Annotated in this window: 28 protein-coding genes; 17 read left to right on the top strand and 11 right to left on the bottom strand. The window is 48.4% G+C overall.

Annotated elements, in window-relative coordinates:
• Positions 1 to 49: 49 nt before the first annotated feature.
• The 5 genes from ACWHYD_RS03085 to ACWHYD_RS03065 all read right to left on the bottom strand — a co-directional run bounded on the left by ACWHYD_RS03085 (position 50) and on the right by ACWHYD_RS03065 (position 3,832).
• Positions 50 to 691 (bottom strand): hypothetical protein, encoded by a 642-nt coding sequence (locus ACWHYD_RS03085; RefSeq protein WP_447964461.1) that lies wholly within the window; start codon positions 689 to 691, stop codon positions 50 to 52.
• 45 nt (positions 692 to 736) lie between these two features.
• On the bottom strand, positions 737 to 1,138 hold the full coding sequence (locus tag ACWHYD_RS03080; RefSeq protein ID WP_447964460.1) for a hypothetical protein: 402 nt from the start codon (positions 1,136 to 1,138) through the stop codon (positions 737 to 739).
• A 174-nt stretch (positions 1,139 to 1,312) separates the two neighbouring features.
• A complete protein-coding gene (locus ACWHYD_RS03075) occupies positions 1,313 to 2,251 on the bottom strand; it encodes a CBASS oligonucleotide cyclase (RefSeq protein ID WP_447964459.1) in 939 nt (312 codons plus the stop codon).
• A complete protein-coding gene (locus ACWHYD_RS03070; RefSeq protein ID WP_447964458.1) occupies positions 2,251 to 3,102 on the bottom strand; it encodes a hypothetical protein in 852 nt (283 codons plus the stop codon). The genes ACWHYD_RS03075 and ACWHYD_RS03070 overlap by 1 nt, the downstream gene beginning before the upstream one ends.
• A 136-nt stretch (positions 3,103 to 3,238) precedes the next feature.
• Positions 3,239 to 3,832 (bottom strand): 7-cyano-7-deazaguanine synthase, encoded by a 594-nt coding sequence (locus tag ACWHYD_RS03065; protein ID WP_447965814.1) that lies wholly within the window; start codon positions 3,830 to 3,832, stop codon positions 3,239 to 3,241.
• Positions 3,833 to 4,320: 488 nt separating this feature from the next.
• On the opposite strand from ACWHYD_RS03065, the gene ACWHYD_RS03060 reads away from it, so the two are divergent.
• A complete protein-coding gene (locus ACWHYD_RS03060) occupies positions 4,321 to 5,088 on the top strand; it encodes a lytic transglycosylase domain-containing protein (protein ID WP_447964457.1) in 768 nt (255 codons plus the stop codon).
• A 778-nt stretch (positions 5,089 to 5,866) separates the two neighbouring features.
• Here the strand turns inward: ACWHYD_RS03060 and ACWHYD_RS03055 are convergent.
• Together ACWHYD_RS03055 and ACWHYD_RS03050 are read right to left on the bottom strand one after the other, a co-directional pair.
• The gene (locus ACWHYD_RS03055) at positions 5,867 to 6,487 is read right to left on the bottom strand and encodes a hypothetical protein (RefSeq protein WP_447964456.1); all 621 of its coding nucleotides are present in this window, start codon (positions 6,485 to 6,487) and stop codon (positions 5,867 to 5,869) included.
• 91 nt (positions 6,488 to 6,578) lie between these two features.
• Positions 6,579 to 7,265 (bottom strand): O-methyltransferase, encoded by a 687-nt coding sequence (locus ACWHYD_RS03050; RefSeq protein WP_447964455.1) that lies wholly within the window; start codon positions 7,263 to 7,265, stop codon positions 6,579 to 6,581.
• Between the two features lie 483 nt (positions 7,266 to 7,748).
• Between ACWHYD_RS03050 and ACWHYD_RS03045 the strand changes: the two genes are divergently transcribed.
• Both ACWHYD_RS03045 and ACWHYD_RS03040 read left to right on the top strand, forming a co-directional pair.
• Positions 7,749 to 9,311: a carboxypeptidase M32 gene (locus tag ACWHYD_RS03045; protein ID WP_447964454.1), complete on the top strand. Its 1,563-nt coding sequence runs from the start codon at positions 7,749 to 7,751 to the stop codon at positions 9,309 to 9,311.
• Between the two features lie 168 nt (positions 9,312 to 9,479).
• Entirely contained in the window at positions 9,480 to 9,803 is a 324-nt protein-coding gene (locus tag ACWHYD_RS03040; protein WP_447964453.1) for a ComEA family DNA-binding protein, read from the top strand.
• Positions 9,804 to 9,927: 124 nt separating this feature from the next.
• Here ACWHYD_RS03040 and ACWHYD_RS03035 read toward each other — a convergent pair whose 3' ends face one another.
• A complete protein-coding gene (locus ACWHYD_RS03035; protein WP_447964452.1) occupies positions 9,928 to 10,488 on the bottom strand; it encodes a hypothetical protein in 561 nt (186 codons plus the stop codon).
• A gap of 110 nt (positions 10,489 to 10,598) precedes the next feature.
• Between ACWHYD_RS03035 and ACWHYD_RS03030 the strand changes: the two genes are divergently transcribed.
• On the top strand, positions 10,599 to 11,033 hold the full coding sequence (locus tag ACWHYD_RS03030) for a Fur family transcriptional regulator (RefSeq protein WP_447964451.1): 435 nt from the start codon (positions 10,599 to 10,601) through the stop codon (positions 11,031 to 11,033).
• Positions 11,034 to 11,359: 326 nt separating this feature from the next.
• Complete coding sequence (locus ACWHYD_RS03025) at positions 11,360 to 12,019, top strand: Spy/CpxP family protein refolding chaperone (protein ID WP_447964450.1); 660 nt, start codon at positions 11,360 to 11,362, stop codon at positions 12,017 to 12,019.
• An 87-nt stretch (positions 12,020 to 12,106) separates the two neighbouring features.
• On the opposite strand, the gene ACWHYD_RS03020 is transcribed toward ACWHYD_RS03025, so the two are convergent.
• Positions 12,107 to 13,111 (bottom strand): FAD:protein FMN transferase, encoded by a 1,005-nt coding sequence (locus ACWHYD_RS03020; RefSeq protein ID WP_447964449.1) that lies wholly within the window; start codon positions 13,109 to 13,111, stop codon positions 12,107 to 12,109.
• Between the two features lie 63 nt (positions 13,112 to 13,174).
• Complete coding sequence (locus ACWHYD_RS03015; RefSeq protein ID WP_447964448.1) at positions 13,175 to 13,777, bottom strand: hypothetical protein; 603 nt, start codon at positions 13,775 to 13,777, stop codon at positions 13,175 to 13,177.
• A gap of 485 nt (positions 13,778 to 14,262) precedes the next feature.
• On the opposite strand from ACWHYD_RS03015, the gene ACWHYD_RS03010 reads away from it, so the two are divergent.
• From ACWHYD_RS03010 to ACWHYD_RS02965, 10 genes are all read left to right on the top strand, one after another.
• Positions 14,263 to 15,660, top strand: coding sequence for a hypothetical protein (locus tag ACWHYD_RS03010; RefSeq protein WP_447964447.1), 1,398 nt, complete (start codon positions 14,263 to 14,265; stop codon positions 15,658 to 15,660).
• Positions 15,661 to 16,028: 368 nt separating this feature from the next.
• Positions 16,029 to 16,406 (top strand): hypothetical protein, encoded by a 378-nt coding sequence (locus tag ACWHYD_RS03005; protein WP_447964446.1) that lies wholly within the window; start codon positions 16,029 to 16,031, stop codon positions 16,404 to 16,406.
• Complete coding sequence (locus ACWHYD_RS03000) at positions 16,388 to 17,077, top strand: FMN-binding protein (protein ID WP_447964445.1); 690 nt, start codon at positions 16,388 to 16,390, stop codon at positions 17,075 to 17,077. Before ACWHYD_RS03005 ends, ACWHYD_RS03000 begins: the two co-directional genes overlap by 19 nt.
• Positions 17,078 to 17,094: 17 nt before the next feature.
• Entirely contained in the window at positions 17,095 to 17,607 is a 513-nt protein-coding gene (locus tag ACWHYD_RS02995; RefSeq protein ID WP_447964444.1) for a hypothetical protein, read from the top strand.
• Positions 17,608 to 17,765: 158 nt separating this feature from the next.
• The gene (locus tag ACWHYD_RS02990; protein WP_447964443.1) at positions 17,766 to 18,077 is read left to right on the top strand and encodes a hypothetical protein; all 312 of its coding nucleotides are present in this window, start codon (positions 17,766 to 17,768) and stop codon (positions 18,075 to 18,077) included.
• Positions 18,078 to 18,546: 469 nt separating this feature from the next.
• The gene (locus tag ACWHYD_RS02985; RefSeq protein ID WP_447964442.1) at positions 18,547 to 20,385 is read left to right on the top strand and encodes a hypothetical protein; all 1,839 of its coding nucleotides are present in this window, start codon (positions 18,547 to 18,549) and stop codon (positions 20,383 to 20,385) included.
• Between the two features lie 342 nt (positions 20,386 to 20,727).
• Complete coding sequence (locus ACWHYD_RS02980; protein WP_447964441.1) at positions 20,728 to 21,000, top strand: hypothetical protein; 273 nt, start codon at positions 20,728 to 20,730, stop codon at positions 20,998 to 21,000.
• 517 nt (positions 21,001 to 21,517) lie between these two features.
• Entirely contained in the window at positions 21,518 to 22,186 is a 669-nt protein-coding gene (locus tag ACWHYD_RS02975; RefSeq protein ID WP_447964440.1) for a helix-turn-helix transcriptional regulator, read from the top strand.
• A 139-nt stretch (positions 22,187 to 22,325) separates the two neighbouring features.
• A complete protein-coding gene (locus ACWHYD_RS02970; protein WP_447964439.1) occupies positions 22,326 to 22,862 on the top strand; it encodes a redoxin domain-containing protein in 537 nt (178 codons plus the stop codon).
• Positions 22,863 to 22,904: 42 nt separating this feature from the next.
• The gene (locus tag ACWHYD_RS02965) at positions 22,905 to 23,111 is read left to right on the top strand and encodes a hypothetical protein (RefSeq protein ID WP_447964438.1); all 207 of its coding nucleotides are present in this window, start codon (positions 22,905 to 22,907) and stop codon (positions 23,109 to 23,111) included.
• Between the two features lie 612 nt (positions 23,112 to 23,723).
• Here ACWHYD_RS02965 and bfr read toward each other — a convergent pair.
• Complete coding sequence (gene bfr, locus ACWHYD_RS02960; RefSeq protein ID WP_447964437.1) at positions 23,724 to 24,200, bottom strand: bacterioferritin; 477 nt, start codon at positions 24,198 to 24,200, stop codon at positions 23,724 to 23,726.
• Positions 24,201 to 24,743: 543 nt separating this feature from the next.
• Between bfr and ACWHYD_RS02955 the strand changes: the two genes are divergently transcribed.
• Both ACWHYD_RS02955 and ACWHYD_RS02950 read left to right on the top strand, forming a co-directional pair.
• A complete protein-coding gene (locus tag ACWHYD_RS02955) occupies positions 24,744 to 24,878 on the top strand; it encodes a hypothetical protein (protein ID WP_447964436.1) in 135 nt (44 codons plus the stop codon).
• Positions 24,879 to 24,892: 14 nt separating this feature from the next.
• Positions 24,893 to 25,372, top strand: a complete 480-nt coding sequence (locus tag ACWHYD_RS02950; RefSeq protein ID WP_447964435.1) for a hypothetical protein — start codon at positions 24,893 to 24,895, stop codon at positions 25,370 to 25,372.
• The last annotated feature ends 488 nt before the right edge of the window (positions 25,373 to 25,860 follow it).

Raw genomic sequence — 25,860 nt, 5'->3', positions numbered from 1 at the left:
GGTTTTCTCTCAACATCACACGATCGAGCCAGAAAAACTACCTCTGGATTCAAATGGAAAAAAGGGAGAGATAATTTCTGTTTAGGGTTGCGTATCGCCAGATAACGAGATCAATAACCGATATTTTATCTCCAATAACTCCAGCTATCGCATTGCACATATCTTCGGGGGTGTTATAGCCAGCCACCCTTGTAACGCGCAAAAGATGTCGATCAGGCTTTACCACAGGGAGACCAATGTTCTTGGCAAGGTGTAGAGAAGTTGCTGGGCCCATGTATGGAAACCTGTGTATATACTCAACCCCATATACTGCCAACAGCCTTTTAACCTCCGAAAAGCCCTTCTGATGCACCTCTTCTGCCACCTGAAAAATTGATTCAATTTTTCCTGCATGAGCAAATGCACAGAGGGCCTTCTGCCTACATTTAGCTTTGCGAGTAACAATCATCCGTGCGCTTTCCCACCCACAAAAAGCTCCTGAAACAGCAGGAAACTTTGCTCTAATTACTGTTTCTCTCATGCCGGAAGACAGAATTACCCAAGCAGCTTCTCCCAGAAAAAGAGTTTCGGTCAGGTCTTTGAAGGAAAGATTATGTTGCCAATCAATTTCAGGAGCAAAGCCTAATTCAATTACTTTTTCTTTCGCGGTCAAGTATGCACTAGCCAGCTTTATTGGGAAGGTTTCAGTCATGGGGTATACTTATATTTGGTCCTCATACAAGAACCTTGAGGTTAGCTAGTCCTTCCTCTTCCCACAACTTCCCTCCCACATCAACTTTATTCTTAGAAACCATAGCGGGCATCCTGGATTCAGGTCTATCATCTTGCTCAACTTTATCTTTTTCAGGTGATACGCCTTCAGCTTTGCAAACTGCAAGTCAGACACGCCTGGCAAATTAGCCATAATAGAATCGTATTGATTAGCCAATTCATGAATCATCTCGGATGACGGATGCTCGCTTGAATTTCTCACATTTCGGTACTTTGCCTTTAAGCCAGCCACATTTTTAGCGGCTTCTCTGTAAAGACTGGAGCGCTGTTTCCAATCCACCTTAAGCTCGGCGATTGAAAGAAAGAGAATTAAGCTTGAGAAGACACCAAGAACAACCTTTTTTCCCAGTGGAGACAGACCAACCATTACGAGCGCATTATCTTGCAGAAAGGTACACGCGCATAGGATAACAGAAGATCCCATTATGCTTAGAGTTAGCCATGTTGCTCTTGCCAAATATCGATCGCGCAATACTGTGTACATGGTGACCATCTGATCTGCAACGCGAAACCGTCGCTCTATTTCCTCTGGTTTCATTGTCTACAGTTCAGTGTTTAAAATATCCGCCCATTGATCCGTCGATTGCGCTCCGTCTGCATTTTGCATGCTACGCGAAATCCTTCCAATAGAATCCCCTATGATTCGACGCTTCAAATTCCCTGCGCCCCCAAGGTAGTCATCCACATGAATGGACTGCCCTGAAGAATCTTTTATAGGCAGCTTGATGTGTTCAGAGGCATTAGCAAAAAAATGTCTCAGCATTTCTTTCGTTGTCTTGCTCCCCCCATATGCCTCAAAGGCTTTTATTGCCAGTGACTCAACATGGTAACCGCTCAGTTGTTGATCTTCAGGAAGCTTCGAAAGAATTTTTTTCGTAAGCTTAATGGTGGGAACTAATTTACCATTCATGCTTCTGTTTAAATCAGTCAGTTTAGTAGCAAACTTGTCTGGCCTGATAACCGAGGACCATTTGGATCCATCTGGAGCAGATATTCGGACACCTTGACCAGCCTTCACGCCTGGCAACAATTGTATTTCGATGTCGCTGAACTTAATCGTGACAGCTAAGTTGCCTATCTCAACTGGTGTTTTTGGGAACCGTCTTTGTAATTGCCTAGCAAAGTAATTCTTCACCTCTATTGGGCTCATATCTACTAACTCAGATTTGTTTAAGATAACGATTGAGTCCACGTCACTTAGACCATTGACATAGGTCCGCTTGGCAATCGACCCCCCAAATAAGAGACTTAGAGATCCTTCGATCTCATGGCCAAAAGCCCTCTTTATCTCTTCGACATGGCCTCCAATGGCCTCTTTGTCTCGTTGATTTATAGTACCCAACTCAGCATCTATGAGTTGAGCAACTTGTGTAGCGAATTCGTCATTGGTCGCACGATTTTCTGAATCACGGACCTGTCGACGCAAATCTCTCGGACTGCTTCTCCCAGAAAAAATTCCTCCCCCACCAGAACCACCCATTAAGCACCTCCTCCGATTCGTCCAACTAATGAATCGTAAGCTTCATGTAGGAAATTCTCATGAGGTTTCAGCTTTGCGAAATTGTTAGTGCTAGCAAAGTCTCGCATCGCAAGCTGCAGTTTTCTCAGCTCACTATAGTTATCAGAGAACATTTTGGACTGAATGAAATCGTCGTGACCTTCAACTCCGGCAGAGAGAACCCCATAATTGTGTGGATAAACACATTGCCCTCCAGCATAAGCGAATCGTAACCATGTAAGGCCATCAAAGATTTCTGCGCCAGCCAGAAAGTATAGGCACGATGATAGGGGATCAAGGGCACCAAAAACCTGGATTGGAGATTTAATCCCAACCTTATCCAGTATGCCTCGGAGCGATGCTACAGTTTCCATTCGATCTAGCATCGTATGTCCCAGCTCTTTTTCAGTTATGCCGATTATTGAAAAGGCACCGAGCTCCTTAACTACAGGCTCCAACAGCTTTACGGTATTACGCAGCAGGCCTTTGCATCGGGACGTAGGCTTGAGCAGAAAATTATGCATCTGGTTGGGATACCGAGAGAAAAGTTTGGTCGCATTAGTCAATTGCCTGCTCAAGGTTTGGCCTACACTGTCTCTATCATAATTAACAAAGACCGCAGGGATCCGAGCTGGCCAGGTATCCAAGACTTTTTGGAGTTGCTTCAGGCTCCACGCTTCCGCTTTATGGGCATGCTTATATATTGAAGAAAAATCGTGATCGGCACCGGTCTCATAGCCTCCACTATCAACAATAGTCAGAAAAGGAGTGCATGGAAATCTTTCTGGTTTTGGCAGGTGCCCGTGCGCAATATCATAGGCGCTAACTAACATCGAATCAGTGAGTATCTCCGCAGTATTGATAAACACATCGCGTATTTCGGACCTATCCTTCTTATCAAAACGAAAACCTCTGCTCGAAAATGAGGGGACGAGAAGGGGGGTTTTTAAGCTGACACCAGAGGGGTGTCTAATCGTCGTGCTTCGGTAAAGCATACAAGGCCTTTCTATCAAGACAAGACAGACATCGCCCGCACGGCGGTTTGCATCCTTTTTCACAACTATAGGTAAGCTTTACCGGCACTTGCTTTTCTTGACAATAGAGCCATATATCTTGTTTTTCCCACTCTACAAATGGAGCACTAAGTCTTATTCGACCGTCAGTGTAGTCATCAAAAGTCGCCTGAATAGCTTTAATGAATTCTGAAGAACAATCAATATAGGGCGTGCAGGCATGAATACCCAGGGCTATAATCCCGCTCGATTTACCGAATTCCATTAGTGCGGCGAACAAAAGAAACGCGTTCCGTCCTTGAACAATTCCTTCAGTCTTATCAGAGCATCCGCTACATGCTAGCTCTCTTATTTGTATGCCATAGTGAGTACATATTTGCCTGGCAGCCCTTAGCTCTCTTTTCGCCGAAAGTTGTCCATAATCAATAAACAGCCCTCGAACTTTCACGCCTCGAGAGCAATAAAAATCCACACAGGCAGCTGAGTCAATTCCGCCGCTAACAAGAACAAGGACGTTAGTCCCTTCCCTTTTTTTAGCTTGTCTTTGAATAACAAAACCAAAGAGCGTGTGGGTATTTTCAGTTTCAATATAGGAAAATTTTGCATAGACTACGTTTTGCTAAAATTTGTGTCAACTCACTAATCAACGAAATACGATTCTTATAGGCGGCTGGTGTAAATCAAAATACCAATACTCCTTCAGTCCTTCTAAGCTTTCGCCTACTTCCCCGCGAGGATTGGTCTGAATCTACCCCTGATTGCGCGCAACAAGCGACCACCACCGCTTTATCGTGGCAGCTCTGCGAGCAGAAGGATGGTACATACTCTCTAGCATCCTTCTGATCGTGGGAGTTCCGCGAGCAGAGGCATCTACCAGTCCTTCCCTCCCCTTGTATCGGTTATAGTGAAATTATGGCGTTGAGGCCAAAACGACCGACTTCCAAACAACCTCACCCACGAACGAGGCGCAAGCGTGGACTAACATTCACTCTGCTCTGGGGTTTCGTGCGCCAGGGGTGGCGTGTACTCCGTGCGATCATGAGGGGGGTGCTGGCCTCCCACCCGATCGTTCGAATCGTCGTGATTCCTACCCTCTTTTTTGTGCTATGGCTCGGCGTCAACTGGGCGTTTCATACGTTCAATAAACCCACCGAGATTTTCTTTCCCTTAGACCAATCACTCAACAAACACCCGGTCCAGACCTGGAAAGAATACGAATCGCTTTTCCGCGAGCATGCGACCGCGGTCATCACACCTGAGTTTCTTGCTGCGCTGGCGCAGGTGGAGGGCGGCGGCAATCCTGTGGCGCGGACCTACTGGGAATGGCAACTGACGTGGAATCCCTTGGCACTGTACCGACCCGCGTCGAGCGCGGTTGGCATGTACCAGATTACCGACGGGACCTTCCGCGAGGCGATGCGGTATTGCATCCACGACCACGTGGTGGTCGAAGAAGGCCCGTGGCACGATTGGAAATCGTGCTGGTTCAACAGCCTCTATACCCGGATCCTGCCGAGCCATGCTATTGAGTTGACTGCAGCCTTGCTCGATCGCCAAGTCAATGAGACGTTGGGACCGAAGCGGATCGGCAAGGTCACGCTCCAGCGGAAGCAGGATCTGGCTGCCGTGATTCATCTCTGTGGAGCGGGAGCCGGCCGGGCCTATGCCGCACGCGGACTCAAGCTGACCAGAAATCAACGGTGCGGCGATCACGACGTGAGCAAATATCTGGCAAAGATCAATGAATTGAAGTTCGAGTTTGCCAAGCCGGCGGCAGGAGACAAAGCAATCCGGCAGGGGCGTTAGAAGTGGTTATTGAAGAACAATCTACACATCACCATTCAGACATTGGCGAAAGGTATTGGAAGAGGACACCCGGTCCTCAATCTACAGTCCATAAAGAAGGCTTGGTGCCCAAATCGAAAATCCCACTGTTCTGCTAGATCCTTCGTCGAACTTGTCCTGAGCTTTCGCGAAAGACTCAGGATGCCAATTTTTTTATACCTTGATCTGATCGTGACACACACGGCTTTCGTTCCTGAATAACGCCTACCGGCTGGCCCAAGGAAGGGACGCTCTCCTCAGCGGGCGGGCCTTGTTTGAGCCCTGCGAGTTGGACCGCCCTCTTAAGACTGGCGTCCGTTCTCTCCTAAGGCCGGACGGGGCGTCAATGGTTTTGGCCACTTTTCCCGAAAGAAAAGTGGCTCGGCTGCCGGGCCAAAAACCCGGCATGTCTCGGTTAATCAACGAACCCACGGTTAGTGAAAAGTGAGCACGACCCTGAATATTTGGGTTCGTGTAAAGCGGAAATGTATTGGATTTTGGAGGTACGCCCTCTTCATCATTCTGAACTTGCCCACATATCCCGTCTTTCGTTGTTTCTGTAATTCGTTTTATTTCCCCCACGTATTGGGTGATCATCCCGGGAATTCTACTCCTGTAAAGGGCAGGAGATTCTTAGGACTGTGAGATTCCCTTCGTGTTCGCCATTTCCCATTCATGTCGCCTCCGGCGTATTCGTACAATTAAACCAGCGTTTTTTCAGCCTCACTGTGTTCCGACACGATCACATGAGGAACCTCGGTTAAAGAGTCCTGGTGTCGATCCATGTGACGCTTCCTGATCGGCGTTTCACTTCTTCGTACATGTGCGCCGTACCGCCCTTTCCATCACCTCCGCCTCCATCCCACAAACAGATGAAGTGCACCTTCTCCACCCCGTACCCCAATGCGGTGTGAAGCAGCCATAGATTACACCGTTCATACGGATCGACACCTTCGGGTAGTGAGCCAAGGTGCTCAGGGGCCGAGCGGATTGCGGTCCTGAGCTTGGCTTTGGCGGCTACATACCGATCGCGCCAGGCTTCGCCCCTACAGATGACAGACTTTTGAATAAACTCCGGCTCGTGAAACGGTTGCATCCACTGAATGATTACCTTGCGTTGCTGACAGGCCTCCGTGAACAAAAGGTCACCCCCACAGGCGCCTTGCGTGAGCGCAAGATCATCAGGGCCTACGCCAAGTTGATCTAAGACCTCGACAATTTTCTGTGCCGCCACGGCTTCTTTATCCCTTGGAAAACGCGGAGGCTGTCTACCCGGGGCATCGATCATATGACCGCTAAAGAGCAAAACCTGCCGGGGTTGCCAGTGATCTTCAGGCTCCACAATCCGGTGTCTTGCGGGTTCAAGGTTTGTTTTCCCCATGTTTGTCTGATTTACCTTGTCCTGTGTGATTGCCGCTGGATCGGGTTCGCTGAGAAACCTGTCAGTGCGAGAAGCATTTCTGAGAAATGTTTTATTGTTGAACTTGCTGTTGTGCTTGACCGTTACCTTTTGGGAGGGATTGTGGCTTAACCAGGAATATCCCATCGCGAATGGTCAACAGAACTGCTGAGACCCGCGGCTCGGCATGCACCACCCGATTGAGTTCTTGAATGGCCGCCGTATTGGTATCCGGAGCAGGATGTGTCAGCACATCCCCATTCCACAAAACATTATCAATGAGAATGACGCCATGATCCGATATCAACTCTAATGCCTGACGAAAATAATTCACATAGTTGGCTTTGTCGGCATCGATGAAGATCAGGTCAAACGTTCCAGTCAATGTCGCCATTGTTTCCAGGGCGGGGGCGAGGCGGAGATGGATCTTGGTCCCATGAGGGCTCTGAGCCCAATACCGTTTGGCCATGGCCGTCGACTCAGGATCGATATCGCACGTGATAAGCATGCCATCCTCAGGGAGACATTCCGCCATAGATAGGGCGCTATAGCCGGTAAACGTCCCGATTTCCAAGACCCGTTTGGCACCCACACTCAACGCCATGACCTTTAAGAAGGCGCCTTCCAATGGACCGACCACCATCTGTGGGCAATCCATAGTTCGATTCGTTTCCTCCCGAATTTTCCGACACACGTCTGATTCCGGCATGGAGTGCGCTTCGGCATAGGCTTCAATGTCCGGCAATACCAAGGACTTCATGTTGTTCCCCCTTTGCAATCAATCATCGCCTCACTATAAATCTTGAATGACCCACATTGTCCTTCGCTCCATCCTCCTCCGGCAAGTCATCTCGCCCGTTCTTTTTTGGGGCTGTTGAAAAATGCCGCCAGCGGCGTTCTCGTCATGTTTCCGTGCTCACGTACTGGAAGTACGCTCTGCGCGCAAAAATGACTGCGGCCTTGCTGAACGAACTTTTTTGAACCGCCCCGATGCCGCTGATCGGCACCATGCCTGTGGGTCAATATGCCCTTGAAAATTAGTATTATTCAACACTCCCTTTATTTTTTCTCTTCCAGGTTTGGTCCTTCTTTCTGTGTCTGGCCAAATGATCACAGATTTCAACACCTGGGCCATTCTGCTCACTCATCATTAGCAGAAACCTTCTTGCCAATTTCTCAAAGGCTGCCTTACAGTGAGCCGGTTATCTGCTGAACTATTTACCACTCATTGAAGGAACCGCTCATGTCCGCTGACGCTGCTCTTGATCCGCTGAAACAGACCTTGCGACAGATCCATCACCTGCATGATGCCGCAGCCGTGCTCTCCTGGGATCAGGAAACTTATATGCCTCCTGGTGGCGGTGCGGTTCGCGCGGAACAACTGGCCACTCTTCAAACGTTGGCCCATGATCAATTTGTTTCGCAGGAGATGGAATCCCGGCTTGGAACATTTGTGGATCTCTCAACCGGCGCGCTTCACTCTCAGCATGCGTCTGCCTTGGATGAACCCTCACAGGCTCTCCTTCGCGAGACCTGGCGGGACTTTTCCCGTGCGAAAAAATTACCCTCGGCGTTCGTCAACCAGCTTGAGCGGGAATGCTCTTTAGCTCAGCAGGTGTGGGCCGAAGCCAGGAAGACGAATGACTTCCAACGGTTTCTGCCGAATTTGCAACGGATCGTGAAACTCAAGCAACAGGAGGCGGAGTATCTGGGGTACACGGATTCTCCCTATAATGCGCTACTCGACACCTACGAGCCGGGCTCGACCGTGGCCCAATTACGTCCTCTCTTTGCCACCTTGCGGACGGAGCTGATCCGACTGCTGGATTCCATTCGCCAGTCCCCTGTTCAACCCAACACCCAAATCCTGACACAATCCTATGGACAAACCCCACAGATGGACTTTGGACGACTCGTGCTCAAACACATGGGCTACGATTTTCAACGCGGACGCCTGGACTTGTCGGAGCATCCCTTTACGACGGCATTCCATCCAACCGATGTGCGAGTCACTACGCGCATCTTCGAAACCGATCTCCCCTCCTGTCTCTTTAGTTGTATTCACGAAGGCGGACATGGCCTGTATGAACAAGGGTTACCCGCCAAACACTATGGCACACCATTAGGCGAAGCCGTTTCCTTGGGTATTCATGAGAGCCAATCCCGTTTATGGGAAAATTGCGTGGGACGGTCCCGCGCGTTTTGGCAATATTTTTACCCGAAACTTCAAGAGACCTTTCCGACGCAGTTGGGGGAGACCAGTGCAGAGGATTTCTACCTGGCCATTAATCGAGTTGCCCCGTCGTTTGTCCGGGTCGAAGCCGATGAGCTGACCTACAATCTGCATATTATGGTGCGATTTGAAATTGAGCTGGACATCATCGAAGGCCGCATGCACGTTGAAGATCTGCCGGAAATCTGGAACGCCAAAATTCAGGAATATTTGGGAATCGTTCCTTCCTCCGATGCGGAGGGCGTGCTGCAAGACGTGCACTGGTCCTTTGGTGCCTTTGGCTATTTTCCCACGTACACGCTTGGGAATCTGTATGCGGCCATGCTCTTTCGGCAGGCACGAACGGATCTTCCAGACCTCGACCGGACTATCAGTCAAGGCAACCTGCTTCCTTTGAAAAGCTGGCTGAATGACCGGGTGCATCGTTGGGGACGACAGTATACGGCAGCCGACTTAATCACACGCGTGACAGGGCAAGCCCTGACACCTGAACCCTTTATTCAGGACCTCAGACAGAAATTCGGGACCCTGTATCAATTTCCGACAACACCCCCTGCCTCCAAACACGAATAATCCATCAGATTTAATCGGCGTTTTGAATTTCCGAGGCAACCTTTTCGACAGGTTGCCGCTAATTTGTGCACGTCCCTAACCTGGCACTCATTCATTCGTTGCCTGTGCCCATGGGGGTACCACGTGCAACGACGCGTTTCAAACCTTTTCCAAGGAGCGTGTCCCGTGATGCTAAATTCACAACAGGTTTCGGCCTTCCTGTTTTCTCTCGTTCTTTCAGTTGGCCTGTTATTCCCCTTGCCCTGGGCAGAAGCCAACGTGAACAAAATCGACATTAACGCTGCCAGTCTGGAACAACTCGAGGCCGTCAAAGGCGTGGGACAGGATATCGCCCACAACATTCTCGCCTACAAAAAAGACCATGGAGACTTTAAGTCGTTGGATGATCTGGGGAAAGTCAAAGGCGTGGGGAAAGTCAGGCTGGAAGCGCTGCGGGAAACCTTTACCGTTGGCTCAACAGCCTCTCCTGTCGAGACATCACCTACCAAGTAATTTTAGAATCTTTGATGCACAAGCCCGAGGCCGAACCCGGTTCGGCCTCGTAATTTCGTTGCCTCTCTTCACCGATCACAACCATACCGCAGGGATACACCGTCATCCAAAAGCCGATTGGGCGTTAATACCCCATCGCCGCATTCAAGGTTTTGACTTGTGCGGGTGACAGCGTGATGGCCGCGGTCACTTCTATCCGCGAAGGCACCAGCATGATGGTATGGAAGGAAATATCCCGGATGGCAAGTTTTTGCTCAGGATTATCGGCTGGACCTAATTCCACTGCCTCCACAGCACTCATAATAGCGCTGGTATCCATGGGGCCATATTTCTCGACCACCGTGTGAATAATTTCCATGACCTGTTGATTGGCTTCGGGTTCCTTCATTATCTGATCAACCAAGGTCACCACCCCCTGGGCCTCTTCCGGAATATCAAAATTCTCTATCCGTTCCTTCCTACGCAAGAAAAGTAAATCATTATCCACATCCTTGCTAAAAGCCCCATAGGGAAATCGTACGAATTCAAAATGTAACCCTTTCAATCCTTTCCCCAACATTTGCAATTCACAAAGGAATAATAATTGCTGAAGTTTGACGTCACTCATCAGACCCATGGATTCGGTCAAATGCAACGTATAAATCAGCAAGGCGCGGTCACCGGTCACTTCTGAGGGTTTTCTCATACGTTCTCCCTAAATTTCCTCATTAATGCCAAAACAGACAAAATAATTCTTGACCCCTTAGCCTGATTGGGGTTTAATATCTTTCTTCTTTCATTCAGAAAGTTTTTACTATGGCTAAACCAGTCAAAGAACTCGAAACTCTCAAACATCATCTCCAAAAAAACAGTCTCAAACTGACTCGTCAACGCGAGTTAATTCTGACGACCTTCCTGAAAATGGAGCATGTCACTGCCGAGCAGTTATATCATATCCTCGCCAAAAAAGACCCGCATATTGGCCTCGCCACCATCTATCGCACACTCAAATTATTCTGTGAAACCGACCTGGCGCAGGAACGCCATTTCGGCTCACAAACGCAATTTGATAATGTGTCCCACAAGGGTCATCATGATCACCTCATTTGTACTTCCTGCGGAAAAATTGTCGAATTTCAAAACTGCCAAATCGAAAATTTACAAGAAGAGGTTGCAAGAGTTAACGGCTTTACCATTCAAACACACAAGCTCGAACTTTACGGTCTCTGCCATACCTGCCAATCCGCCTAATTGAGCCGTCCTTTCCCGTTCCCTTCGTCCACAGCCTTTTCCTATTGATAACGAATACTTCTCCTCTAGACTGTTACTCAAACCTATCGGCGCAAAAGCTGAATCACCCACGCTCCCAACTGCTTTTCTCCAGCCGGAGCGCAGCCTTACATCAATGGCATTGCTTGGCTTCAGGGCTTTTTTTTAAGATATGTCAGTGATTCACGCACCACATTTCCCCATTCCCGTGTATAATAAGAGCTGGTTCAGGGAACTTACAGATCATGACCTGTCAGCTTATTTTTTCAACCCTAGCTTTTTCCTCATAGCGAAAGGAGGCTGTTCACATGACAATTAAAGGTAGAACCAACCGCAAACGAATGATTCCACTCTGGTCCGGTGTTTTGTCCCTCATTCTGGGATTCCCCGCGATGGGTTTGGCCACAGGGTATGGAGGAGATGTGCACCATTCATCCGGATACAGCTCCTCCCCCCACGGGACCGGAACCTATGGCCATGCCCAGTCTCCACATGGCACAAGCATGTCCGGTGTCCATGGCACGGGAGGAAGCTCCCATGCAACAGGACATGGTCCTCATCAAAGCGCCTCTGAATTTATTGAGCACATTTTGAAATTCAAAGAAGGCATGGCCATTACGGATGATCAGGTGGCCAAACTTCAAGCGATTAAAACCGATTTTGAAAAATCAAAAATTAAAATGAAAGCCGACATGCAACTGACCAGCTTGGATTTACACGAGTTGTTGCGGGACGACCAAGGTGACTTGGGCGCTGTTGAATCAAAACTCAAAAGTCTTTATGAGATTCGTGCCGGGCTTTACATGGCGTCAGTAAAAGCCGGGCGGGACGCCAAGGCCGTGTTAACGGATGAGCAACGCTCTCGCATGAAAGCGGTCCATGATCGGCTCGACTCGCATAAAGAAGGCGGGATGACGAAAGGTCATCCAGGCGGGTATTCCCACCATTCCAAGGACAAACCAAGCTAAGCAATCCTCTGGCCAAACAGGCTCAATAAAAAAGGAGGCTGCATGCCTCCTTTTTTTTTGATTGATGAATGTTGATTGAGAACCCTATTACGGCTCAAGGTCCAAGCGATTCTTCAGACCGGAGGAGACCAATACCGTTCCTTCCTGATCAACAATCACCCCTTCCACATCCGGCAGTGACTCAATGAGGGCCATGCCTTTGTCGGGACCCATGACAAATATGCCGGTGTCCAACCCATCGGCCATCACCCCATCTTTGGCTATGACCGTGACGCTTTGACATCCGCGAGCCGGCAGAAGAGTGGCCGGATCCAAGATATGATGATACCGAACGCCATCCTTCATAAAATAGCGCTGATAGTCTCCCGCCGTGGAGACGGCTTCATTTTCCAGTTCGATTCGCCCTAAGACCTCGCCCTGTTCTTTACGGGGATGCTGAATGCCAAAGACAAACCGCTGATGATCCGGCATGCGTCCGAAGGTTTTAATATCCCCGGACAGGGCAACCACGCCTGCTGTCGCCCCTGAAGCCTGCATTACCCTGGCAGCGAGGTCAGCTGCATACCCTTTTCCGATCCCCCCAACATCAATAGACATCCCGGGACGGCGCAACTTCACGCTTTGCGTTTTTTCATCTAACTGCATGTTTGATAAGTCCATCTGCGGGCGGAGCGCTTCCAGATCTTCCTGGGACGGAACCTGCCCTTCCCCGCTGGCATCCCATGCCTTGACCGCTGGACCAACGGTGACATTGAACCCTCCCTGCGTGAGTTGAGCCATTTCCAGCGATCGCGTTAAGACCTCAAACGTTTCCTGGCTCACCTGAATTGTTTCACGTCCCGCTGCCGCATTGACCTTCGATAATTCACTGGTTGGAATCCAGGTGCTCAGCAACTCTTCCAATCGCCGGATCTCATCGAGCCCCGCCTTGACCGCCCTCTTCGCACTCCTCTCATCTTCTCCAACCGCCGTCACAAATACCACCGTGCCCATCAACATCTGACTGCGCTTCACCAGATGAGGCGTGCCCTGGCATCCCGCCAGAAAGAGAATTAACAAGCACAGTCCAAGAATATTCTGTATTCGCCCCATGATTAATCTCCCATCTCAACACAAACGTAGATTCAGAACAGCTAAAGTTCCGCTTGAAAAAATTTATGTGGAATTATGACGATTGAAATATCGGAATCTGGGGTAGGGTGTGACTTCAAACAATCGTGCCCGTAATAAGGGAGGCTCCGCCAGGGAGGTCAGGACCACATGTGAGGAAAGAGATGGATAACGAACCATCATTTCCACGATAGCTTCGACGGATTCGGAGACTATTGTTACCTCTAACTCTCTTGTGTAATTCGGAGGATCAACCTGTATTCGCCAACCGCCAAGATACACCACTCCTCGGTCGGGAACCTCAAAGGTTAACGGAACTTCCGCGCTGGACCGAAACTCGCCTTCCTGAATGACTACTCGGTTCACCTGATACTGCCCTGGCTTCAATGACAGAAAAAAATAGGAGGAAGCAGCCTCGATTTCCACTCGATACCGCTGTTGACCATCCCTGGAGCTGAATTCAAGTGAAGCTAATTCAGGCAGGTAAACCCTTCCTGACGGCTCTTTCTGCCACACGTGAATGCGTCCGAAAACCAGTGGCTCCGTGAGGTCTTCTTGAGAGGGATGAGGCGGAAGCTGATGCGCGCATCCCATACTCATTCCAACAAAAAGCCCTAGGCTGTAAGCCAGAACAGTCCGTATAGCCATCCCGTCATTATATACCGCCTTTAATTGCCGCAAGGTTGCACACATTAAAATATACGAAAAAAAATGGCATCTCCTTGACACACGCCACTCGCGTGCGGTATTAAGATCGCTATTAAGAACAGTTATCAATTTCAAAATTAATAATAATTACATTCAACATCAAACATGACTCAAGAAACAATAATAGCTTCCCCATGTACAACCGCCACAGAGGCGCGCTGTCATTGCGGGCAGCTGATGGCCATCCTGAAAAAAGATGGCGTGGAATTGAAATGCAAACGCTGCAAGCGTCTTGTTTTCATTCCATTTACCGTTTTAAGCGACTCATGACGAGGCTGACCCATCAATTGAGTGTCCTCCTGAAAATGCGTGGCATGTCGATTCATTGATTATCATATAGTTCCCTCCATTGAGGACCCTGAGTCCCCGACCCCTTTCCTGAGGACCTCCGCGTCCCAATCCTATATTATTAGGAGGTATCATTCATGAAGAAGTTCACAATCGGGGTCCTTATGGGCCTCTCTGTGTTTTCAATTTCTCCGGCCTTCTCCGCCTCAGGTGAAGAAGCACTGACGTCGGCTCAACAGGAAGCGGTTCGACAAGCCGTCCAGGACTATCTGCAAGGGCAGGGAGCCCCACAAGCAGGCAGGCCACCGATGGCCCAACCAGGAACCGCACCGGACCCACCCGATTCAGGGAGAAACCTTCAGGACCTTGGCGCCCTTAAAGGGAAGCGTCAAAAAGCCGATTCCTCCATGCAAGGGTCAGGAGGTCTGATCTATGCCCGTCCCTTTGTCTCTTCTCCCAAGGCCATCGTCGGCGGTTACATGGACATCGAATACTTTAACCGGGCCAATCAAGGAAACAGCTATTTTGATCAACACCGATTGGTGCCCTTCATATACGGGGACATCAGCGAGCGTGTGAAATTCGCGGCTGAAATTGAATTCGAGCATGGAACCAACGACATAAAGGTGGAATTTGCCACCATCGACTATCTCGTACAAGAACCCTTTAATGTGCGGGCGGGCATCATCCTGGTTCCTCTTGGAAAATTCAATCTCCTACATGACGCCCCACTCCGTGATCTCACCGAACGTCCACTCGTCAACCAACGGATTATCCCAACAACGCTTCACCAACCTGGTGTTGGAGCCTACGGCACATTCTATCCCACGTCTCTCTCAAAGCTGGATTACGAATTCTACGTCACCAGCGGATTCACCAATGCCTTTGGAGGAAATGGAAATCCCAATAACGCGTCGAATATCAACCAAACAAACGGAATACGCAGTGCGAGATCAGATAATACGGGCTTTGACAATAATAACGGTAAATCCATCATGGGACGTGTCGCGTTCAGTCCCGTTTTGGGGATGGAAGTCGGTGGTTCGGGATTTTATGGGAATTATGGCACGAATAAGGATGATCAATTGGCCATTTGGGCTTTGGATTGGACCTTCCAACGAGGCCCATTTGAATTCATCGGGGAAAGTGCCTGGGCTTACATCAAGGACAATGACATCAATCAGGACGGAACCCGGAACGGCAATCCACGCAGAATGCAAGGGTATTACTTACAAGGAAACTACCATTTCCTTCCCGAATGGCTAACCAGAATGGCCCCCACCTTCTTCAAACAGGAAGTCTCTACATTCACTGCTGTGGTCCGCTGGGAACAAATGAATCTGGGACAGGACTTAAATGATAACACTGAAGCCGGAAAATTGGGGGAATGGCAACGCTGGACCTTCGGCCTAAACTTCCGTCCCACCGAAGATACGGTCTTTAAAGCCGACTTCCAATACACTCCGGTCGGTCGAAATGGGAATGAACGTATACACGACACCGCGTTTGTGGCATCCATGGCCACGTATTTTTAAGAATTATCTTTAAGGGGGACAGGAAAACAGAGAGAAAAGGCTAAGCCTTTTCTCTCTGTTTTTTTATTTTCAACCAGTCTCGAAATAAATGACTCACATCAGACCAGAGTTCAAGCCAAACCGGTTGACCGCCCTGAACGCCGGGTGATACAATTTGTTTCTATTTTTCATAATGAGAATCATATTCAAATAAATCGAAAATAATTCTCGTTTTTTAATTCATCCACCTCGATCTTTCTTTCGAACTGGTTTTTATGTTGACTCTTTCTGTTTCTTCCCTGATTCGTGGAATCTCAATTTTTATATGCCCAATGTTTTTTCTGAGCTGCGCTTTCCTTACCGGTCAAGACTTGGTTGTCGATCGATACATGGCCTGTCCAATTGATTCCGTATGGGATTCCTCCCTGGAAACCCTCAGGGCCTACCCGGTAACGAAGAAAGACAAGCCCAACGGAGTAATCGAAACCGGGTGGCGGGTGGAATATGTGGAAGGCGCCAAGTATGGCCTTTTTCAACGGGAAGGCATGGGGGACAAGGAACGATCGCAACTGACACTGACTTTGAAGCCCCTCGATTCCAATGCCGTACGGCTACAAATTGCAGAAAGGCGGCAACATTGGGGATTCCGTGGGGGCGCCAGGCTTTATGATTGGTACCCGGTCGAACCATCACAACAAGCCGTGAATAACATTTTAAACAACTTAACCGAAAAACTTGAGGCTGAAGGATGTTTCATCGAATCCTGATTATCCTCTTTCTCAACACGCTCCTTTCTCTTGGCCTGACCTCATTGGGCCAGGCCCAAGACGAACAAATTTGGGATCAGGACCTAAACCGATACCTCACGCCCCAAGAAATGGTGCAGGAAGATGTCTACCTGACTCCTGAAGAAGCCGCAAAATTGACATTTCCTGAATCCGATTCCATCCGCATGGAGGTCATCAATCTCACCAAAGACCAGAAACAACTCATTGAGGAACGAATTGGATGGCAATTTCCGGAATCGAACTTTGATTGCTTTATTGGAGAAACGAATGGAAAAATCGATGGATGGGCTTTTGTCCAGCATACCATCGGTAAGCATAAGGCGATGACCTACATGGTAGGCGTTGACCCCGATGGGGAAGTCACCAACGTTGAAGTATTGGTATACCGAGAATCACGGGGGAGCGAAGTTGGAAAGAAACGCTTTAATTACCAATACCAAGGAAAAACGATTGACGACCCCATTCGGATTAACCGGGATGTCATCAATATTTCCGGCGCCACCATGTCCGTGCGGTCCATGAGTGCCGGCGTTAAACGCGCTCTCGTCCTGGCCCATGAACTTTATCTGCAATCCAAAAGTCAAAACCCCTCCATCAATACCGCCAGTCGAGGGAACAAAGGTTTTTTGGAGTCCCTGCTGGGGTTCTAACCTCCTGCAAGAATGGAATGCGAAATTTTAATGCCCGTTTCCGGCTTCGTGATACCGACCGCCATATCCGCCTAGTCTATACCTGGTTTCTCCTGCTCATGCTCGCAGGATTTATTTTCACCTTCTTCTGGGCTCATAGCATGACCGAGTTAACCCTTAAAGGCCTTGCCGAACATTATCGAGGGTCTGATGCGACCTTTGGTGAACCAATGCCCTTTGGCCAACTGGCCGAGACCACCCACTTTCATCTGTTCACCATGCCGGTCACATTCATGATTTTGGTCCATGTCCTCTATCTCACGATGGTCAGCCCCACAATAAAAGTGGTTACGACATGGATGGCCTTTGTCGGGGTCACCCTGGATCTGGTTTCACCGTGGCTGATTGCCTATGTGTCCCCAATCTTTACCATCGCCATGTTGACCGGAGACATCCTGATGGTTATTGGATTTGTCATCATGTTCGTCATACCCATGTACGAAATGTGGTGGCAAAAATCCGCCTTTATGATGCCGGAGTCGGATGACTGATTATGTCCTTTCCCCGATTAGAAAAATATTCTTTACCTGGACCCATGCCTACACGCGGGTCACTTCAACTATCCAGGTGGCTTGAAAAGGCTAATGGACTTTATGATGGGCTGCGACAAAAACCTTCTCACTCAATCGAATCAGCCGGAAAAATTTTCATGAGAAAGGAACAGACGCTTTGTCCACATCGTGCATCAGCCTGGTCAGGGTTTTTTCACCATAGCTATGGAATGTGGATTGGCATCAGCCTCTTTTCTGTATTTCTTTCTGCCTGCTCCCCGGAGTTGTATTGGGCAAAACCAGACGCAGGCGAGGGTGAATTCGAACAGGATCTGCGCTCATGTCGGGAAATCCTGATCAATGACGCTCATTCCGAGTCCTCATTTAACCCCTTCAGCAAAGGACTAACCGATGATGCCTTGGCACAATGCATGAACAGCAAGGGCTGGTTTTTGGCTCAAAAGCCATAAATTCCAATCTGTGCCCTGACTCTTTACCCAGATCTCCCTGTGTTGGCCATCACAGTTGGCCGGAGATCTTTCAATTCGGCATTGGATTTTTCATGATGTTTGACGTACCCATAAATGAAATACGGTCACAAAAGGCCGCGTTGAGGATGCCAATGTCTGACGACTAAGTACGTCTCGCCACATTCTTACGGCCCGAGACTTTTGGAGTCCAGAGCCCATGAGCTGCCATTCTACGCTCATGGGCTTTTTTGTGGTCAGAGAGTGCCATGTTCTGATTCTTAATTTACTCCGAGGATGACTACTCGTGCATTCATCCTCATGAGGGTGAGGGGGTTGGCCTCCTCCTGTCCCCCTCGCCTTGATCCTCCTCTACACATGACGTGTGAGGATACATTCACCATTCATCCATAAGAGAGAAATCAAAGAGGATTTCTCCGAAAAAGGATTCATTTTAAAGCGAGGTGCCCCCATGAACATCCGTAGAGTTATTATTTTCTCTTGCGCGCAGGTCTTTTGTATTTCCTTACTCACATCAACTCTATCCTTTCTCGTCAATGCACCTGCGGTGTTAGCGCAGGAAGCCGAAGAAGCCGATCCACCGGAAGTCACCAACGGAGAACGGTTGTTTCTGGAAACCCGATTTGCTCAATTATTTAAAATTTTTCTGGATGACGGGGGCGATGTGAATGATCCCTTGACGCAAGGCGATCCCGCTCTCGACAAAGTGGCGAATTGGCAACTCCCGCCAGATCAATATGCCGATGGCCCGTTTGCCGGCCAATCGATGAACTGCCGAAGTTGCCATTTTGTCGATGAAGTACTCGACATTCCGAAATACGGCATGAATACCTATTCGGATTTTGCACGACGAAGTCCTATCCCAGCCCGTGAAGATGAAAAACACACATCGGTTCGAAACGCGCCCCCATTGGTCAATGCCGCTCTTCCGCGACAAATGTTTTTTCTTCATACCGATGCTGAATTCCCAACGATGGTGGATTTGGTCAAAGGCACACTCACCGGAAGAAACTATGGATGGCTTCCCAACGAAGAGGCAGCCGCCATTTCCCATATTGCCAGGATTATACGACAAGACTCTGGAACCGGAGATCTTGCGCAAGAATTTGGTGGACTATCCTATCGTGTCCTGTTCACCGGAACCGATCCATCAATTCCTCAAGAATTTCTGATCCCTGAAGATTTCCGCGTAGAGGTCTCTCAAGCCACCGACCTGCAACTGGTTCAAGCCGTCACACAACTCATCGCCGCCTACACGGATCAACTCCTCTTCTCACAGGATGACGAAGGGAACTACAATCTCTCTCCCTATGATGCCTTTCTTGAGATCAACGATTTGCCACGCCAACCGGATAAATGGGAGTCTCCGGATTCATATACTCGCCGGTTGCTCCAACAGATTCAATTCCTCGAATCATACGATTCCCAAAATTATTCCCGATGGCCCTCACCCTCTTCTTCCGATAGCCCGACCCTGCAATTCGTGGAGAAAAATCCCCATACGGCAGATGGCAAGTTTCAGTTCCATAATCAACCATTCACCTTTGGGCCTGAGGAACTAAAAGGGTTGAAAATCTTTTTCGCTCAACAGAACCGACACAGACATCGTCGTCATAAAGGTCACCAGATTCGCCCCAGTGACCAGGCCCAGGGAGGAATTGGGAATTGTGTGGCATGTCATACCCCACCCAATTTCACCGATTTTCGATTTCACAATACTGGAATTGCCCAAACAGAGTATGAACGCATTCATGGTCCCGAATCGTTTTCCATGATTCAAATCCCAGGATTGGATGAACGAAATGGAAATATCGAAGCCTACCTGCCTGCCACGGGAAAGCATCCTTATGCTCAAGAACCATTCCGCGCTATCCCCTCGCCGGACAACCCCCAACAGACCGACCTGGGCATTTGGAACATTTTCTGGAATCCCGACTTTCCCGGCTCTCAGCTACCTATTTGGTCCATCCTCTGCGAGGACGCCCTCAATGAACACTTTGGGGTGTTTCGTGGTTTCCAGGCCTGTCGACCAGATCGACTCCTCCCAAAAGCCATTGGAGCCTTCAAAACTCCAGGCCTCCGCGACTTAGGGCATTCAGCTCCCTATAGTCATACTGGGATCGCCGACACCCTGGAGGATGTAATTCGAGGATATATGACAAATTCGGAATTAATGCGAAACGGGAAACTACGCAATGGCGCGTCCCAGCTCAAAAACATCGTCTTACTCCCAGAAGATATCCCGGCCTTAACGGCTTTTTTACGATCCTTAAACGAAGACTACGAATAAACGGCTAAAATATCGTCGAGACAAGATCTTACACATGTATCCCTAACAACTGGAAGAAACTGAACTTCCTTAAGCCCACGGTGAATTTTTCACCGTGGGCTTGTTTTTTTGAATGCCTTTTCTTGCAAGATGGTTCCTTCCCTCCCACGATTCCGAAAGCAGCGAATTTGAGAAATCACCTGAAGCCATACTACGGGAGGAACTTTCCTCGAAGGATGGTTCATCCCGGTTCGTTGCACCTCCCATTCCGATTCAGACCGATTTTCCTCATTAAGAGTGCCTGTTTTTATAGTGAGACAACATGCCGTACAAAGTGAGTCGTTCTCAGAAGGAGGGAACGGCATGGAAGAGAAGATGATTCTGAGGGGCTTTACCCCTGACCAGAAGCGTGAGATGTTGCCGACAGAAAGTTGTTATATGTCCTCCTCGGCTGTCTATGGCGCCAAAAGTAGCATGGCCAAGTCGAGCCCCAGGCTCGGCGTGAGGCTCATGGAAGGGATTGCGCTAAGAGATCCGGGAAAGGAATTCCTTGTGGTACAACGGGTACAACGGGTACAACGATTAGATGAAGGTGCGCATCGGGCATGTGCGATGATATCTGCTTACGGTCACTGATTGATCCTCCCGGTTGTTTTTATCCCATTTTTTCTCTCGAGAACTTTCAAAGAAGTTGTTTTTGTCGAGGTGTTGCCTGTGACCACTACCAGTCAATGATCCTTGCCGATTCTCTCTTTCTATCAACGTCATCAGCCTTATAGACTCCCCGTCCATCCAGTCAAACCGTCTCCAAATCATGGGCGCAACAGGAGAACCCATCTCACGCTCGTTAATCACCGCCAAAGCACCAATTTTTTCCAGGATTTGGCATCTCCAGGCCAATGGCTCAGGCTGCCTGGGGATCCCCTCGACAGAGAAAAACCTCCTGCTTGAAAGGGAATCGCTCAATTTCGGTTATAGACAAAAAACATGCTTTTTCTGTTATTTGAACATGGGCAAAGTATTTATTTTTATCTATTATTGAAAACATAAATGATTTTCATTATCATTAAATGACGAATTACAGAGACGACGGATATTTCCAATATAAATTCTCTTAAGATTCCTCTCCAGACCAATGACGTCATAGGAAATAATGAAGAAGACAATATCCAAACCAACTAACCCTCAACCATCTGATTGGACCTGCCACGGTGGGGGGCCTATTGCCAAACATACAATAAAAGGCACTGAAGTCCAATGCGGTCGAGGCACCATGACATGCCAACGAGAACAACAAAATTCACACGATCACCTGGAAAAGCTGATAGAGGAATTACGCTGTTTGGCGCGAGAAGGGACTCATGTGAAAATCGGGACACATCCAGTCGAAGAACGATCTTCATTTATTTGCAAAATCCTGCAAGACCTCCTCTCCGGGTTAAAGGATACCCGGGCATTTTCACATTCAACAGCTCAACAGATTCACACCTTCATGATCTCACATCTGCATCAGGGGCTTACCCTCAAAGACATTTCCCTCTTCTTGGGGTATTCGGAAAAGTACTGTTCGCAGCTCTTTCACACGGTTATCGGTGAATCGTTCCGTTTCCATCTCAAAAGACTGCGAATAGAACGAGCTAAATTTCTGTTACAAGAAGGTCATGCCAACCTCAGGGAAATTGCGACAGCCCTTGGGTTTAGCGATCAGTTTGCCTTTAGTCATTTTTTCAAGAATGCGGTGGGTTGTTCTCCCTCAAGTTTCCAGGCTCTGTTTGAGGATGTATCTGAAGTCCAGCCCACACAAAATGCCAATGAACGCTAAAAGCCATCAATACAAACTATATTCCAGGGCGAGCTACCCAGTACCTGCTCAAAAAGGTTGGGCGTCTTTCCCTCCTCCCGGGCGCCCAACCCATCTTTTCGGTTGGAGGACACACACAAACACAATGGAGGCCATTGCCATGACCATAGGACATTCCACTATTCCACGTATCCGGGTTCCTGCACTACTGAAGGGGAATATGATCGATGTGGACCTAGCCAGTCTGGAGGGACAATGGGGCATGCTATGTTGCCTGCCCCGCCTAGAATTTTGCGATGCCGTGTTTCTCAATCAGTTTCGCAGAGCCGTTCAAAAACAGGGCGCCGCCCTTTTGGGCATCCAACACCCAGCTCACCCGTTTCTCGCTGTCCACCTACCCAAAGCCAAAATCCTTTCCATCCCTTTATTGACTGACTCCGCACAACGCATAGGTCGAGCCTTGGGCTTATCGAGTGAAGCTCACTTAAACCAATGCCAGAGCTTCATCTTCGATCCAGAGGGAGTAGTCAGAAACAAACTGACTCATTCGTTCAACTGGCATTGCATGACCCTCCTTTTGGGCATATTGAAGCAATGCCAAGTTTTTCATCCTCAGGCCACTCAAGAACATATCGACTTTCCTCCCACCGACAATTTCATATTTGCTGAACAGGACCTGAATCCAAGCCTCTGCTGACACTCACTAACAAATCAACCTCATACCACTCAGGAGACACCTATGCCACCAAGTCAACAACCCAAACTGAATGTCTGCGATTGTAGTCGAATTCATCTCACCTATAAGTCAGTCACCCTTCATTTTAAGAAAGAAGAGTTCCTCGCCTATGCCATGCAAATGACGAGAATGGCAGCTCAGGTATCAAACACCGCTGGGTTACGAAGGGCACCCGATCTTGTTGACGCAGCAATCTCCAATTGCCATTGAAAAAAATGTTCGTCATCCATCAAGTATGATCATGGAAAACATCCGTCATGCCTCTTCACCTAGTTGACGAATCAAAGGAACATCTCAAACCATGGCCAAAGCGTGCCGGATCCCAATTTAAGCAGTGAAATCCGAAACGATGCCACATGAATTGGTGATCCTCCGTACTGCCCTGAATCCGGCCAACCTTGCGCGGATGGAGGAGAAGGATCATAAAGGAACTGTCACCTGGCAACAGCAGGAATAATAAGGTACTCCTGGATTCAAGCCGTTATGTCCTCTTCTGTAACGTCCCGAAGCATTACGAAAAAAAATGTATCCTCGTTTCATGTGACAAAAGAACAGGTGTAGGCTCACACAAATCATAACAGCGGATTTCCACGAACAACGGAGGGAGAGAGAAGGGTTCCTCTTTGGAGGCAACGGGACATCACTCTCAGCCTAAAATGACAGGCTACGTATGGGACAAGCAAAAAGCCTGTTCATCTCCCTGATGCGCGAGGCGCCTGTTGAATACAGGCACCTCGCCTTATGCAAAATATATTGGAAAGCTCGCGGACGGACTAAAAACTACCATCCTCCTCTTTCGCCTGACGCCAAACAATTAACGTCTTACCCCTCATTCTTGATTTGCTCGCTCAAATAATTCTCCAGGCCAATCTGCTTAATTGTTTCCTGCTGAGTTTCAATCCAATCGATATGTTCGTCTTCATCTGCCACCATATCTTCGAGCAGATGCCGCGTCGTGAAGTCTCCAACCTTTGTACAATGTTGGATGGCCTCAGTCAGGAGGGTGACCATCTTTTTTTCTTTCGCTAAATCCGACTTCAGTTGTTCGGGCACGGACTCGCCGATTTTCACCGTTCCCAATCGCTGGACATTGGGGACGCCTTCAAGATACAGAATATGTTCAATAATTTTGTCGGCGTCTTTCATCTCGCTAAAACTCCGTTCTTTCACTTTATGCTCCAACCGGTTATATCCCCAGTTATCACACATTTTGGCATGGAGAAAATATTGGTTAATAACCGTCAATTCCTCGGTTAAAATTTGATTCAAAAATTCCACAACCCCCTTTTTGGCTTTCATTACACACCTCCCTTTGGTGATTAAATAGAAATGAATTAAAAAAGCGGGGCCTCAAAGGGCTCACTGCCACTCCATGTGATAGCCGCCAGAGTGAGACATTATCCGTCGGTTCTTCCACCAACGTCAATATAAATATCTAGGAATAAATACCTATTAATGAGATTCAAAATCAACTTCGATGAAACAAAAACTCAACCTCAGTCCATGCCCTTAAACCCAGCCCGCCTTCATAAGATTCTTATTTCCTTTGACCAAATTTTCCCTTACGGAACATCAGAAATTGATGTTGGCCTGAGTTCCCTTTCTCTTAAGTAAATTAATCTGGCTAAGTACCTTCCATCGATACATCTATTTTCACGAAGATGACTGAGCACGCGGTTAAGGAAATGCCTTTCTTAAACATGCATTTTCTAAACATTGGTCATGGTAATAGGAGCGAGAAAAGAGTTACAATAATGATATTGAGAGTGAGTTTCATTTGAATAAAACCCATCGCCTCCCTCTCACCCTGTAGCAAGAAAACCATTTCCAGGAGGATCTCACATGAACGGGCATTCTTTTATCGTGGAAGGCGAAAAACCCGTGTTCATCAGCTTGTTGATATCACTAGGACTCGTTTTTCTCAGTATCATTGGTCTGTGGGCATGGCCAGAATTCATGATGGCCATAGGCCATTAGGAAAGGATTGAAGAATGGGAAAACGTTGGCTGCAGGTCGGTGTGAGTATTCTGATCTATTTGGGTGGCCAGGCCCAAATCGTTCACAGTGTTCAATCAGGAACTCCGGATCATCCCATAGCCTGGGAGCCCCTGCCCAATGGCCTGATTTCCATGGCCTATGACGGCACGGGAGATGGCATCCCGGACCATTTCACTTTACACCCCATTACGTGGTCCGGATGGTCGGCCCAAGCGATCAAAGAAATTGAACATCAAGCCTGTATGGATGACCAATGGGTCTTCATGGTGGAGTATGCCCAGGATCGGTACGTCTACTTTGCCCAGCAGACTCCCGTGTTGGTTGGGGATGATCCCAAACAAACAGGTAGGTGGATGGCTCAAAATGTGAGGCCCACTGACGTGAAAGAATTCCAACACCTCAACCAGACAGCCCACCAACCTGACAATGTAACATGCCCCATTGCCGTCCCCAGGCAACATCAAAAGCCATGACCCATTTCTTTTCCGAGGATTGCCCTGGGTCGTCGTGACGTTGCAAAAAGTTCGCTCTCTTTCTTCACATACATCAATGTCCTTCTTTACCGAACGAACTAACCAAACAAAATAACTTCCGCACCAGCCCACGAGTAAACCATAAGGCAGGAAGAACCCTGCGGCGTTCTACCGCCCCTTCCTCAATACCTTACGCCAGATTCTTTCATAAAACCATTTGGTGAGCATTTAATAAATGCTCATTTTCAACTTCAGTTTCACACAATTTTCAAGATGGAGTGAATGTTTAATGGACGCGAATGTGGGTAGAGAGGAATGAGTGAATCAGCCATTCCAGGCAACGCGGTCATCCCATAACGGTGCATTAATTGGGGGGATTACGTGGATGATCAGATACTTGCAAACCGCCAGGATAATTAAACCCACACATAGGAGGCCACAGCACCATATCCCATTTCAGGAAATACAGGAAAAGCTCTCTCAAGGAA

The organism is Nitrospira sp. Ecomares 2.1 (assembly GCF_965152585.1).
This window is presented reverse-complemented; position numbering and strand designations above follow the sequence as displayed.

Bases quoted from the DNA above. Each gene is read 5' to 3' on its own strand.
- ACWHYD_RS03085 (WP_447964461.1), bottom strand. From the start codon at position 691: ATGACTGAAACCTTCCCAATAAAGCTGGCTAGTGCATACTTGACCGCG.
- ACWHYD_RS03080 (WP_447964460.1), bottom strand. From the start codon at position 1,138: ATGGTTGGTCTGTCTCCACTGGGAAAAAAGGTTGTTCTTGGTGTCTTC.
- ACWHYD_RS03075 (WP_447964459.1), bottom strand. From the start codon at position 2,251: ATGGGTGGTTCTGGTGGGGGAGGAATTTTTTCTGGGAGAAGCAGTCCG.
- ACWHYD_RS03070 (WP_447964458.1), bottom strand. From the start codon at position 3,102: ATGTTAGTTAGCGCCTATGATATTGCGCACGGGCACCTGCCAAAACCA.
- ACWHYD_RS03060 (WP_447964457.1), top strand. From the start codon at position 4,321: ATGAGGGGGGTGCTGGCCTCCCACCCGATCGTTCGAATCGTCGTGATT.
- ACWHYD_RS03055 (WP_447964456.1), bottom strand. From the start codon at position 6,487: ATGGGGAAAACAAACCTTGAACCCGCAAGACACCGGATTGTGGAGCCT.
- ACWHYD_RS03050 (WP_447964455.1), bottom strand. From the start codon at position 7,265: ATGAAGTCCTTGGTATTGCCGGACATTGAAGCCTATGCCGAAGCGCAC.
- ACWHYD_RS03045 (WP_447964454.1), top strand. From the start codon at position 7,749: ATGTCCGCTGACGCTGCTCTTGATCCGCTGAAACAGACCTTGCGACAG.
- ACWHYD_RS03040 (WP_447964453.1), top strand. From the start codon at position 9,480: ATGCTAAATTCACAACAGGTTTCGGCCTTCCTGTTTTCTCTCGTTCTT.
- ACWHYD_RS03035 (WP_447964452.1), bottom strand. From the start codon at position 10,488: ATGAGAAAACCCTCAGAAGTGACCGGTGACCGCGCCTTGCTGATTTAT.
- ACWHYD_RS03030 (WP_447964451.1), top strand. From the start codon at position 10,599: ATGGCTAAACCAGTCAAAGAACTCGAAACTCTCAAACATCATCTCCAA.
- ACWHYD_RS03025 (WP_447964450.1), top strand. From the start codon at position 11,360: ATGACAATTAAAGGTAGAACCAACCGCAAACGAATGATTCCACTCTGG.
- ACWHYD_RS03020 (WP_447964449.1), bottom strand. From the start codon at position 13,111: ATGGGGCGAATACAGAATATTCTTGGACTGTGCTTGTTAATTCTCTTT.
- ACWHYD_RS03015 (WP_447964448.1), bottom strand. From the start codon at position 13,777: ATGGCTATACGGACTGTTCTGGCTTACAGCCTAGGGCTTTTTGTTGGA.
- ACWHYD_RS03010 (WP_447964447.1), top strand. From the start codon at position 14,263: ATGAAGAAGTTCACAATCGGGGTCCTTATGGGCCTCTCTGTGTTTTCA.
- ACWHYD_RS03005 (WP_447964446.1), top strand. From the start codon at position 16,029: ATGGCCTGTCCAATTGATTCCGTATGGGATTCCTCCCTGGAAACCCTC.
- ACWHYD_RS03000 (WP_447964445.1), top strand. From the start codon at position 16,388: ATGTTTCATCGAATCCTGATTATCCTCTTTCTCAACACGCTCCTTTCT.
- ACWHYD_RS02995 (WP_447964444.1), top strand. From the start codon at position 17,095: ATGCGAAATTTTAATGCCCGTTTCCGGCTTCGTGATACCGACCGCCAT.
- ACWHYD_RS02990 (WP_447964443.1), top strand. From the start codon at position 17,766: ATGAGAAAGGAACAGACGCTTTGTCCACATCGTGCATCAGCCTGGTCA.
- ACWHYD_RS02985 (WP_447964442.1), top strand. From the start codon at position 18,547: ATGAACATCCGTAGAGTTATTATTTTCTCTTGCGCGCAGGTCTTTTGT.
- ACWHYD_RS02980 (WP_447964441.1), top strand. From the start codon at position 20,728: ATGGAAGAGAAGATGATTCTGAGGGGCTTTACCCCTGACCAGAAGCGT.
- ACWHYD_RS02975 (WP_447964440.1), top strand. From the start codon at position 21,518: ATGAAGAAGACAATATCCAAACCAACTAACCCTCAACCATCTGATTGG.
- ACWHYD_RS02970 (WP_447964439.1), top strand. From the start codon at position 22,326: ATGACCATAGGACATTCCACTATTCCACGTATCCGGGTTCCTGCACTA.
- ACWHYD_RS02965 (WP_447964438.1), top strand. From the start codon at position 22,905: ATGCCACCAAGTCAACAACCCAAACTGAATGTCTGCGATTGTAGTCGA.
- bfr (WP_447964437.1), bottom strand. From the start codon at position 24,200: ATGAAAGCCAAAAAGGGGGTTGTGGAATTTTTGAATCAAATTTTAACC.
- ACWHYD_RS02955 (WP_447964436.1), top strand. From the start codon at position 24,744: ATGAACGGGCATTCTTTTATCGTGGAAGGCGAAAAACCCGTGTTCATC.
- ACWHYD_RS02950 (WP_447964435.1), top strand. From the start codon at position 24,893: ATGGGAAAACGTTGGCTGCAGGTCGGTGTGAGTATTCTGATCTATTTG.